This is a genomic window from Enterobacter cloacae complex sp. ECNIH7, assembly GCF_002208095.1.
GTDB lineage: Bacteria > Pseudomonadota > Gammaproteobacteria > Enterobacterales > Enterobacteriaceae > Enterobacter > Enterobacter cloacae_M.
Genome location: NZ_CP017990.1, coordinates 4,496,584 through 4,506,773, shown reverse-complemented (window position 1 = coordinate 4,506,773; position 10,190 = coordinate 4,496,584). Strand labels below are relative to the sequence as shown.

Genomic DNA, 10,190 nt, shown 5'->3' with positions numbered 1-10,190 from the left:
GGGATGCCCACGATGTCCTCTCCAACCTATGTCACCCAGAATGAATATCCTCTGGACGATGACACTACCTTAATGTCTACCACAGACGTCCACAGCTACATCACACACGCCAACGACACCTTTGTGCAGGTGAGCGGCTACCAGCTCGATGAGCTGACGGGCCAGCCGCACAATATGGTGCGCCATCCCGATATGCCAAAAGCCGCGTTTGCCGATATGTGGTACACGCTGCAGCAGGGCGAGCCGTGGAGCGGAATTGTCAAAAACCGGCGCAAAAACGGTGACCACTACTGGGTGCGTGCGAATGCGGTGCCGATGGTGCGCCAGGGGCAGGTGACAGGCTATATGTCCATTCGCACCAAAGCCACAGCGGAAGAGATTGCCGCCGTGGAGCCGCTCTACCGGGCGCTGAACGACGGAAGCTGTAAGAAACGTATTCATAAAGGGCTGGTGGTTGGAAAAGGCTGGCTGGGCAAACTGCCGGCTATGCCGCTGCGCTGGCGCGTGCGCAGCGTGATGGCGGCGCTTTTTGCCGTTCTCGCCGCCACGCTGATCGCGACCTCCGCCGGGTGGATGCCGCTCGCCGCAGCCGCTCTGGTCATGCTGCTGGGGACACTGCTGTTTGAGCTGCAGATTGTCCGCCCTGTAGAGAATGTGGCGCGACAGGCCCTGAAGGTCGCAACCGGAGAGCGCAACAGCGTGCAGCATCTGAACCGCAGCGACGAGCTGGGGCTGACGCTGCGCGCGGTCGGGCAGCTGGGCCTGATGTGCCGCTGGTTAATCAATGACGTGTCGAGCCAGGTGGTGAGCGTCCGTGACGGCAGCGACAGGCTGGCGCAGGGAAATGAAGATCTGAACGTTCGCACGCGTCAGACCGTGGCGAACGTGCAGCAGACCGTCGCGACAATGAACCAGATGGCCGCTTCCGTTCAGAGTAACTCTGAAACCGCCGCCGAGGTGGATAAACTCTCCGTGGCCGCGAGCAGCGCGGCGACGAAAGGGGGCAACGCGATGCAGACCGTTGTCAAAACCATGGATGACATTGCCGACAGCACGCAGCGAATTGGCTCGATTACCTCCCTGATTAACGATATCGCTTTCCAGACCAATATTCTGGCGCTGAACGCGGCGGTTGAAGCGGCAAGGGCAGGAGAGCAGGGAAAAGGTTTTGCCGTGGTCGCGGGCGAAGTGCGCCATCTCGCCAGCCGAAGCGCCAGTGCCGCCAATGATATTCGTAAACTCATTGATGCCAGCGCCAGCAAGGTGCAGTCCGGCTCTGAGCAGGTTCACGCCGCAGGTCGCACGATGGATGATATTGTCGAGCAGGTGAAAAACGTGACGCAGCTTATCGCCCAGATCAGCCACGCGACCTCCGAGCAGGCAACCGGACTGTCAGAGTTGACCCGCGCGGTGGCCGAACTCGACAGCATCACGCAGAAAAACGCCGACCTGGTCGAAGAGAGCGCCCACATTTCTGCGATGGTGAAGCACCGCGCCGGACGCCTTAAGGATGCGGTAACTGTGCTTCATTGAGTCAGTAATGTTCTAAAAAAGCCGTTTATTTCGTAAGGAATAAACGGCTTTTTATTTTCTGGTTGTGACTATTAATGTATTTTATTGTTAATTTAATATTAAATAACTAAAGAAAGTGCCTCAGTTATTTATCCCTGCCTAAGTCAGTTATCCAGAACGCTATTTTGAAAAATACCCCTCCGGTGGTCTGGTAACGATCGATGGAGCAATGTTAATAGTCTCTACCTATCCATTGCGACGGTTATGAAATAAAAAAACGATCAAACTCATAAAGTTAGCGAAATCGTTACCGATAACAGCGATCGTCTGAGAAATAATCACATCGATGGAGAAAATATGTTCTTACATGACGTAAAGATCGGCACGAAATTATTTCTGGCGTTTGGGTTCTTTATTGTCCTGATGGCGCTCAGCGCGAGCCTGTCTCTGATAAGCCTGAACCGGGCTAATAACGGGATGCAATCGATTATTACCAGCGATTATCCGACCACGGTAAAAGCGAACCAGTTAATCGATAACTTCCAGGAATTTATTAGCACTCAACAGCTGATGCTGCTGGACGAGCAGGGCACCTATACGGGGCAATCTCAGCAGCGCCTGAAAGAGATCAGCGAGCACATCACGGTGATCCTGGGCGAGCTGAACAACGCGCTGCAGGATCAAAAGTCTCAGCAGGTGCTGGCGGAGATCCGCAGCGTGCGCCAGCAGTATCTGGACTCGCGCTACCGCATTTTGCAGGCGGTGCAGAACAACAATCGTGCGGGCGCTATTCAGGAGATGATGACCACCACCCTCGCCGTGCAGCAGGCTTATAAAGCGAAGGTGAAGGAGCTGATTACCATTCAAAACAGCGAGATGCAAAGTGCCGGTGCGCAGGTGGAAGGGGATTTCAGGTCTAACCGACTGCTGCTGATCCTGCTCACGCTCTTTAGCATTGCGGCAGGCAGCCTGATTGGCTGGTTTATCGTGCGCGCTATCACTCGTCCGCTCGGCGAGGCGGTACATTTTGCAAAAGCCATTTCTGAGGGCGATCTCACGGGCAGCATCACGCCACACGGCAAAGACGAAACGGGTCTGCTGCTGCATGCGCTGATGGAGATGAAAACGCGACTGCTGGACATCGTGCAGCAGGTGCAAACCGGCTCGGAGAATATCTCCAGCGCAGCCGCGCAGATTGTCGCCGGGAACCAGGATCTGGCCGCGCGCACGGAAGAGCAGGCAAGTTCTGTAGAACAGACCGCCGCCTCGATGGAGCAGATCACCGCGACGGTGAAAAATACCGCCTCGCATACCGGGGAAGCGACCAACCTTTCGGCCGATGCCGCCACGGTGGTTAAAAACAACGGCGAGATGATGAAGCAGGTGACCAGCAAAATGCGCCTGATTAACGAAACGTCGAACCGGATGTCCGACATTATCGACCTGATCGACGCCATTGCGTTCCAGACCAACATTCTGGCGCTGAACGCGGCGGTGGAAGCGGCGCGCGCCGGCGAGCACGGTCGCGGCTTTGCGGTGGTGGCGGGTGAAGTTCGCCAGCTTGCCCAGAAGAGTGCGTCATCTGCCAGCGAAATCCGCGAGCTGATTGAGAGCTCTACCAGCCAGACCCAGGACGGGATGAACCTGGTTGAAAAAGCGAGTGCGTTGATTAATGGGATGGTCGGCAACGTGGAAGAGATGGACGCGATCCTGCGCGAAATCCGCCAGGCCAGCCACGAGCAGACGGAAGGTATCTCGCAGATTAACAGCGCGATTGGCCTGATTGATGCCACCACCCAGCAGAACTCCGCGCTGGTGGAGGAGTCCGTCGCGGCGGCAGCATCGCTTAACGAACAGGCGATGCACCTGAAGGAGCTGGTGCGCGTCTTCCGCGTGAGCGAGCACGCTCCGGCTTAATCCAGCTGGGAGATCTCGAGCGCCGCGCGGTCAATAACGCCGATAATCTGCTTGAGCTGCGCGTCGCTGAGCTCTCCCTGATTCACCTTCAGATCTAACACCGCTTTGAAGTTATCCAGCGCCCGCTTCATCTGCGGGTTTTTGCGCAGCTGAAAACCGACGGAACGCGCTTTGATACGCACCTGGATCTGTTCCAGCTGCTCCCGGTTTTCGTCCAGCCAGCGTTGTCCTTCAGCGGTAATCGTAATCGTCTTACGACCGTTCTCTTCTTCCGTAATGGTGATAAAGGTCTGATCCTGAAGATAATCCAGGGTCGGGTAGATCACGCCTGGGCTCGGGGTGTAATTCCCCTGAGTCAGATTCTCGATCTCTTTGATCAGCTCGTAGCCGTGGCTCGCGCTGCGGGTCAGAATATCCAGAATCACCAGCCGCAGATCGCCATGGCCGAAAAAGCGCGGTCGGCGCCCGCCGCTGTCGTGTTCGTGTCGCATAGTAGCTCTCTCAATTTGATATATCTAAACTATATCTAAGATATATTCAGATGCAATCTAAAAGATCTTGCATTTTTGCTTATTAGTAATCATTATCATTTGAAAATTGATTTAGATATATCGTATTCACCAGAGAAGGGGCTAAAAATGGCATCTACCCGTTACCCACAGCGTGTTCGTAATGACCTGCGCTTTCGCGAGCTGACGGTGCTCCGCGTTGAGCGCCCCAGCGCGGGTTTCCAGCGGATTGTTTTAGGCGGCGAGCAGCTGGAGGGCTTTAGCTCCCGCGGTTTCGACGACCATACCAAAGTCTTTTTCCCTGCCCCGGGCGCGGTGTTTGTGCCGCCGGTGGTCACCGATGAAGGTATCGACTGGGGTGACGGCGTACGTCCTCAGACGCGCGACTACACGCCGCTGTACGACGAGGCAAACCATGAGCTGGTGCTCGATTTCTTCGTTCATGACGGCGGCATTGCCAGCCGCTGGGCGGTTGAGGCAAAAGTGGGCGACAGGCTGACCATCGGCGGCCCGCGCGGTTCGCTGGTGGTGCCGGAGGATTACGCCTGGCAGCTGTACGTGTGCGACGAGTCCGGCATGCCCGCGCTGCGCCGACGCTTAGAGAGCATTGCTAAACTGCCGGTTCGCCCGGAAATTCATGCGGTAGTGACGGTTGGGGACGATTCTTATAAGGACTATCTGGCGCACCTGAGTGAATTCAACATCACCTGGGTTGTAGGCCACAGCGAGCAGGCGGTAGCGGACCATCTGGCGGCGCTGGCCGTTCCTGGTGAAGATTACTTCATCTGGCTGACCGGGGAAGGGAAGGCAGTGAAGACGCTGAGTCGTCAGTTTGAAACCGATGCGATTGACCAGCAGCTGGTGCGTGCCAGCGCATACTGGCACGCCAAATAATCAGGCGGCGGAATCCAGCTGCGCTTCGCTCACCTGATGTTCGAGCGAGGCGCGGACCTCGTGTAGCGCTTTCTCCTGCTGAGCGAAGTAAGCTTCCATATTGTTGAGCGACGAGACCAGAAGCCAGGACTCCTCTTTCTCAAGCTCCGCCAGCTCGTTCACTAAAATGTCTATCTGCTCGCGAACCTGCGCCATTTTTTTGCGGATACGTTCCAGATCGTTCAACCTGTCGCTTGCCATCAATGGCTCAAAGCCCTGCTGCAGGCGGGCTACCAGTGAGCGAATGGTTTTAACGTCGCCACGCTGCTTCGCCTGGTTGAGCTGCACCATCATCGCATTAGCTTCCTCTTTCAGATCGTCCGCCACCAGATCCGGATGGCAGAGCTTGCTCGCCTGCCGCCAGAGGCGCTTCAGCTCGTTCCGATCCTCTTCCGAAAGATCCTTACCTTTGCGCAGCCGCACTTCGGCATCGTGATGCTGCTCGCGATATTTCTCGTACTCTTCGTTAGCGTCGTCTCGCGCCTGACGCGCAGGCTCCTCTTCGCGCGTTAAGCCGCTCTCCAGCTCCAGCGCTTCGGCCAGCAGGTTGGCAATCAGATTGCTTTGCTGTTCAAGATGCTTGCGCGCCTCAGCGGCCTGCACGGAGTCGGCCGGGAGATCGCGCCAGCGCTGGGTGAGCGTCGCCAGCACCTCTACCGCCTGCGCCATATAGCGCTGGCAGCGACGGTAATCTTCCTCACGGCGACGCGCTTCCGCCTGCTGACGGCGCAGGTTTAGCTCGGCCAGCGTTTTACGCAGGGCGAGGATCTGCTGCATCAGCGGCCCGAGGCGAGAGAAATAGAGATCGTTGAACTCATCAAGCTGCTGCACCCGGGCGTTGCGGCGGTCAATCAGATCGCGCAGACGCTCTTCCAGCGCCTTCAGCTCCAGCTTGCTGGCGGCCACCTGCGGATCGCGCCACTGGGTCACGGCGCGCTGGCCCTGAAGCCAGGCGGTAATTGCCGCCATCGCAGCGGTGTAGTTCTTCTTTTCAAGCGCCACGACGATTGCCTGTAGCTCATCGTCAAACGCTTCATTTTTCAGCCGTGTCAGCTGGCTCTGGATGATGTCGTCATCTTCCAGTTCAATGGCATTTTTAATGATTTCTAGCCGTTTGATCGGTGTGCTCATGATGCCTTTCGCTTTGGCGCTTAAGTATTTGAGTTAAGGTTAGTTGTTGTAAAAGCTACAGGAAATAATACACACGGATGATGATCGGCGCGATGGGGGATTTCTTTAATGAGTTGATGTGTGGTGCTCTCATTATGGGGTAAACCCGATAGAGCGACATGCCACACCTTCACCAGCCCTGTTAATTTGCGTTGATCCTCTTTTTCCCCTGCCTCGGGTTTTTCCGTGTCCTACCCGAAAGCGAGCCCCCCACCTTTGGTGGCGCATGCGTCCGACCCACCCTCAATTAACCTCGCTGTAAATCCCCACCACGCGACCCACCGTTTTTATCTCGTCGATACTGCACTCAAACGGAACCTTGCCGCCCGCCACGTGGAGTTTTTTACCCGGCAGCAGCGTGAGGTCGCGGATGCTGGCGGTGCCTTCAATCTCAACCAGCCACAGGCCGTCGGTTAACGATGCTTCTTTTTCAATAAAGTGCAGCTTTCCCTCCGCCCGAACGGCGATGCCGCGAGCCAGCGGCTTGCTAAAGAAACCAGAGTCGATACTCAAAGTGGTATTCTCTTCCAGCCTTCCATCACTCAGTGTGAATGTGGAAACCGAAACCGGATCGCCCGGCGCGGGATGACCTTCAAACTGCGCGCCTTGTCCGGTCATCAGCCAGCGAAGGCTGGCGCCGGTGTCCAGCGCGCACTGAACCGCAAAGTCGTAAGAGACGGTACCGCGCGCGTAGCGGTTCTGAAGCGAGCTGGCGGCGATATTAAAGTGCCGGGCCAGCTGGATTTTCTGCGTGAAACCATATACCTGACAGATTCTATCGAGTAACTCTTCATTATTCACTTGAGAATCTAAAATCAAAATATATTCCTTTGGGTGTTTACTAATGCTCATTTGGGTATTAGTATCATTACAAATTCGGGCAATCAGCGGCAGACGTTGGCAAACAGAGGCTAGTGATTGCAGACATTATCAAAATGGGAATCATGCAGCATGGCATCTGAAATCGCAATCATCAAACGGCGGAAAATACCGTGCTGTGCCCGTTTTCAGCGCACTAGCGTGCGTGAATTTACGCGAGGGGAGATATGGCGATAGAAGCTGCCCGTGCAAGGGTTCCACTTAGCGTGGGAGCGCGTCTTAGCGGGCTTAACCACGTCGCTGAACTGCGCGCCCGATACGGGAACGATAGCGGAAAAGAGCTGGCGCGGTTTATGGCTGAAATGCGCGATAAGCGCGATCCATGTTTTGAGGAGAACAGCAGGGCGCTGGCCGCCCTCTTTTTCCTGGCGAGATTGCCCGTCGCCCGCCACGAGTGCGATATCGGCGAGCTGACGACCGAAGAGAAACGGGCGCTAATTAACGCCATGAACCATTTTCGTGCTGTTGTGAGTTTATTCCCTGAACGGCTGACCATGCCGATATAACCCAACCCAAAAACTAATGGCGTAAACCCGCCGGGCACCCTATTGCCTGAAATTAAGGAGAACGCGTGATGCGAAACAGTGAAAACCGCCCTTATCGGATCGGAAGTGAAGAACTGAAACGCCTGCTGGCAGAGGCAAAAACAGAGGAACGATGCGCGCGAGCCCTCGCGGTCTCCCTGCGTCTGGAGGCGCTGGCGAGCCATATCTACAAAACCGGTATGAGCGGAGAAGACGTTGCCGAACTGCTGTGCCACGAGGCGGCTCGCTACGAGCGCGAATCTCAGGAGCTGCACTGATGGCCGATTTTATCGATCTTGCGCAGGCGCGCGAGCAGGAGGACAGAGAGCGGTACATTAATCGCGCCCGCAGACGACCCGCATCGCCTTCGCGTTTCCTCTGCGAGGACTGCGAGGCGCCGATACCGGAGGCGCGCCGAATAGCGGTGCCCGGCGTAGCCCTGTGCGTGACCTGCCAGGAGATCGCCGAGATGAAAAATAAACACGTCCGGGGAGGATAAGTTGGCTACGTCATTTGCTTATCCGTGGAACGCCCCACGGTCGGCCATTGCCAGCCCTTATCTCACCCATGCCCAACAGCAGCGCCGCGATCGCCTTTTCGCGGCGCTGCAGCAGGCAAGAATTGCCCTTTCACAGCAGCCCGACTGCGTACGCTTCGAAATCTGGCGCACGGTTGACGCCCTCGAACAGCATCGGGGCAGCCCGCAGGCTAACGCCTTTTTGATCCGCTTCTGCAAAAGGATGTTACCTCGCCTGCGGCGGGTCTCCGATCGCTATGCCTGCACAGGCCTGCACGACGAATTCTCCAGGGTCGTGTTTGACGGCCATTTCGACACTCAGCTTTTGCAATACCTCGCCTCGCGGATGGTCGAACTGGTGGCCCGCTATAACCGCCTTCCGGATATGTCCCGCGCGGACATCGACCTGCTGGCCGCAGATATCGCCAGCTTTATACGCGGCGAGCTGGCGAATATTAACGATGCTGAAATGGGCGAATACCAGACGCTGTACGTCTGGTATCAGCGCGCCGGACTGATCGCCCGACAGTTCAACGTGTCGCCACCGCACTGGGAGCGGGTGTCGAAGACATTTTTCAACAAAGATGACGTTGCCGCAGCGGTGATCCGCATGTTTTCCGAGGCGTGGTGGCGCGGGCGCCTGCGTCGGGTCGCGGCTGCCTGGCGCGAACATCTGCAGATTGCCCTCGGCAACGTCAGCAAACGGAGAGCGGCGTATGCGAGCAAACGCTGCGTGACCGAGTGGCGCGAGCAGAAGCGCCGCACGCGCGAATTTCTCAAGGGCATGGAGCTGGAAGATGAAGAGGGAAACCGCATCAGCCTGATTGAAAAATACGATAGCTCGGTGGCCAACCCGGCGATACGTCGCTGTGAACTGATGACCCGCATCCGCGGGTTTGAAAATATCTGTGAGTCGCTGGGCTACGTGGGCGAGTTCTATACCTTAACCGCACCCGCGCAGTATCACGCGACGCTGAAATCAGGCTTTCCCAACGCGAAGTGGAACGGGGCCAGCCCGACGGATACGCAAATCTACTTTACCCGCCTGTGGGCGCGTATCCGCGCAAAACTGCACCGGGACGGGCGCCGTATCTTTGGTATCCGCGTTGCGGAACCCCATCACGACGGTACGCCCCACTGGCACATGCTGATGTTTATGCTGCCGGAAGACGTCGAATGCGTTCGCCGGATTATCGGGGACTACGCGCGGCAGGAGGAGAACGCTGAGCTGCAGAGCGAAAGCGCCAGACAGGCGCGCTTTCACGCGGACGCGATCGATCCGCAGAAAGGCAGCGCTACCGGCTATATCGCCAAATACATCTCAAAGAATATCGACGGCTATGCGCTCGATGGCGAGACCGATAGCGAAAGCGGTGGATTGCTGAAAGAGACGGCGTCCGCCGTGTCGGCCTGGGCGGGACGCTGGCACATTCGCCAGTTTCAGTTCATCGGCGGCGCGCCGGTAACGGTCTACCGCGAGCTGCGACGTCTGGTGGATGCCGAGGCCGCGCGCGGTCTGAGCGTTGAGTTTGCCGCCGTCCAGGAGGCTGCCGACGCCGGGGACTGGGCGGGTTACGTTACTGCGCAGGGCGGGCCGTTTGTGCGTCGCGATGATTTACAGGTGCGCACGCTGTATGAGCCGAGCGCCGGGTTTAACCAGTACGGCGAGGAAACGGTCCGCATCCGCGGCGTGTACGATTCCGCCGTTGGCGCGGGCAGCCCAGTTTTAACCCGACTCACGCAGTGGAAAATTGTGCCGAAGCGGGCTGCGGATCTTAAGGATGTGCCCGTATCCTCTCGGAGTTCTGTCAATAACTGTACGCAGACCGATCTTTCTCAACCCCTCAGCCGACGTGCGAGGCGGGCGTTAACCGAACGCATCAAATTCATCCGCCCTGGCGCGTCGTCGCCCGTCGTCTTCGCGAGCGACCCGCAGAACGGCGTACCGGAGAAGGTGATCGATGAGATACGGCTCGTCACCGGGATAGCCATCAGCCGGGCAGAAGCCCTGCATCTGATGGCGGGAGGCATCAGCCGCTTTAACGATAAATGGTGCAGGGGCGCAGCTGACGGATCGCTATTTCCGGCACCGTGTTCTTACCAGCAAAAGGCGCGGAAAATCCTTGAACGTATTGGGTATTTAACGGATCTCTTCGCTCAGAGAGCCCGCTAATCTCCATCCATATCATGCACATACCGTGAAGGGTTCTGATTTTTTCGCTTCACTCT

At 57.0% G+C, this 10,190-nt stretch carries 10 protein-coding genes; 7 read left to right on the top strand and 3 right to left on the bottom strand.

Annotated elements, in window-relative coordinates; translation table 11 throughout:
* Positions 1 to 12 precede the first annotated feature (12 nt).
* Both WM95_RS22450 and WM95_RS22445 read left to right on the top strand, forming a co-directional pair.
* Entirely contained in the window at positions 13 to 1,533 is a 1,521-nt protein-coding gene (locus WM95_RS22450) for a methyl-accepting chemotaxis protein (protein ID WP_063409588.1), read from the top strand.
* A gap of 336 nt (positions 1,534 to 1,869) precedes the next feature.
* Positions 1,870 to 3,429, top strand: a complete 1,560-nt coding sequence (locus WM95_RS22445) for a methyl-accepting chemotaxis protein (RefSeq protein ID WP_063409589.1) — start codon at positions 1,870 to 1,872, stop codon at positions 3,427 to 3,429.
* Here WM95_RS22445 and WM95_RS22440 read toward each other — a convergent pair.
* On the bottom strand, positions 3,426 to 3,920 hold the full coding sequence (locus WM95_RS22440) for a PadR family transcriptional regulator (protein WP_029741394.1): 495 nt from the start codon (positions 3,918 to 3,920) through the stop codon (positions 3,426 to 3,428). The two genes, WM95_RS22445 and WM95_RS22440, sit on opposite strands and share 4 nt — an antisense overlap.
* A 147-nt stretch (positions 3,921 to 4,067) precedes the next feature.
* Between WM95_RS22440 and WM95_RS22435 the strand changes: the two genes are divergently transcribed.
* Positions 4,068 to 4,832, top strand: coding sequence for a siderophore-interacting protein (locus WM95_RS22435; RefSeq protein WP_063408902.1), 765 nt, complete (start codon positions 4,068 to 4,070; stop codon positions 4,830 to 4,832).
* On the opposite strand, the gene WM95_RS22430 is transcribed toward WM95_RS22435, so the two are convergent.
* Together WM95_RS22430 and WM95_RS22425 are read right to left on the bottom strand one after the other, a co-directional pair.
* Positions 4,833 to 6,002 carry a molecular chaperone DnaJ gene (locus WM95_RS22430; protein ID WP_023309262.1) on the bottom strand — a complete coding sequence of 390 codons (1,170 nt, stop codon included), beginning with the start codon at positions 6,000 to 6,002 and terminating at the stop codon, positions 4,833 to 4,835.
* A 282-nt stretch (positions 6,003 to 6,284) separates the two neighbouring features.
* On the bottom strand, positions 6,285 to 6,860 hold the full coding sequence (locus WM95_RS22425; protein ID WP_088544981.1) for a phage repressor protein CI: 576 nt from the start codon (positions 6,858 to 6,860) through the stop codon (positions 6,285 to 6,287).
* Between the two features lie 227 nt (positions 6,861 to 7,087).
* Between WM95_RS22425 and WM95_RS22420 the strand changes: the two genes are divergently transcribed.
* The 4 genes from WM95_RS22420 to WM95_RS22405 all read left to right on the top strand — a co-directional run bounded on the left by WM95_RS22420 (position 7,088) and on the right by WM95_RS22405 (position 10,134).
* Positions 7,088 to 7,426, top strand: coding sequence for a DUF5347 domain-containing protein (locus tag WM95_RS22420; RefSeq protein ID WP_063408903.1), 339 nt, complete (start codon positions 7,088 to 7,090; stop codon positions 7,424 to 7,426).
* Positions 7,427 to 7,494: 68 nt separating this feature from the next.
* The gene (locus WM95_RS22415; RefSeq protein WP_047174526.1) at positions 7,495 to 7,722 is read left to right on the top strand and encodes a DUF2732 family protein; all 228 of its coding nucleotides are present in this window, start codon (positions 7,495 to 7,497) and stop codon (positions 7,720 to 7,722) included.
* Positions 7,722 to 7,943: a TraR/DksA family transcriptional regulator gene (locus WM95_RS22410; RefSeq protein ID WP_045404086.1), complete on the top strand. Its 222-nt coding sequence runs from the start codon at positions 7,722 to 7,724 to the stop codon at positions 7,941 to 7,943. The genes WM95_RS22415 and WM95_RS22410 overlap by 1 nt, the downstream gene beginning before the upstream one ends.
* Position 7,944: 1 nt before the next feature.
* Positions 7,945 to 10,134 (top strand): replication endonuclease, encoded by a 2,190-nt coding sequence (locus tag WM95_RS22405; RefSeq protein ID WP_063408904.1) that lies wholly within the window; start codon positions 7,945 to 7,947, stop codon positions 10,132 to 10,134.
* Positions 10,135 to 10,190: the final 56 nt, after the last annotated feature.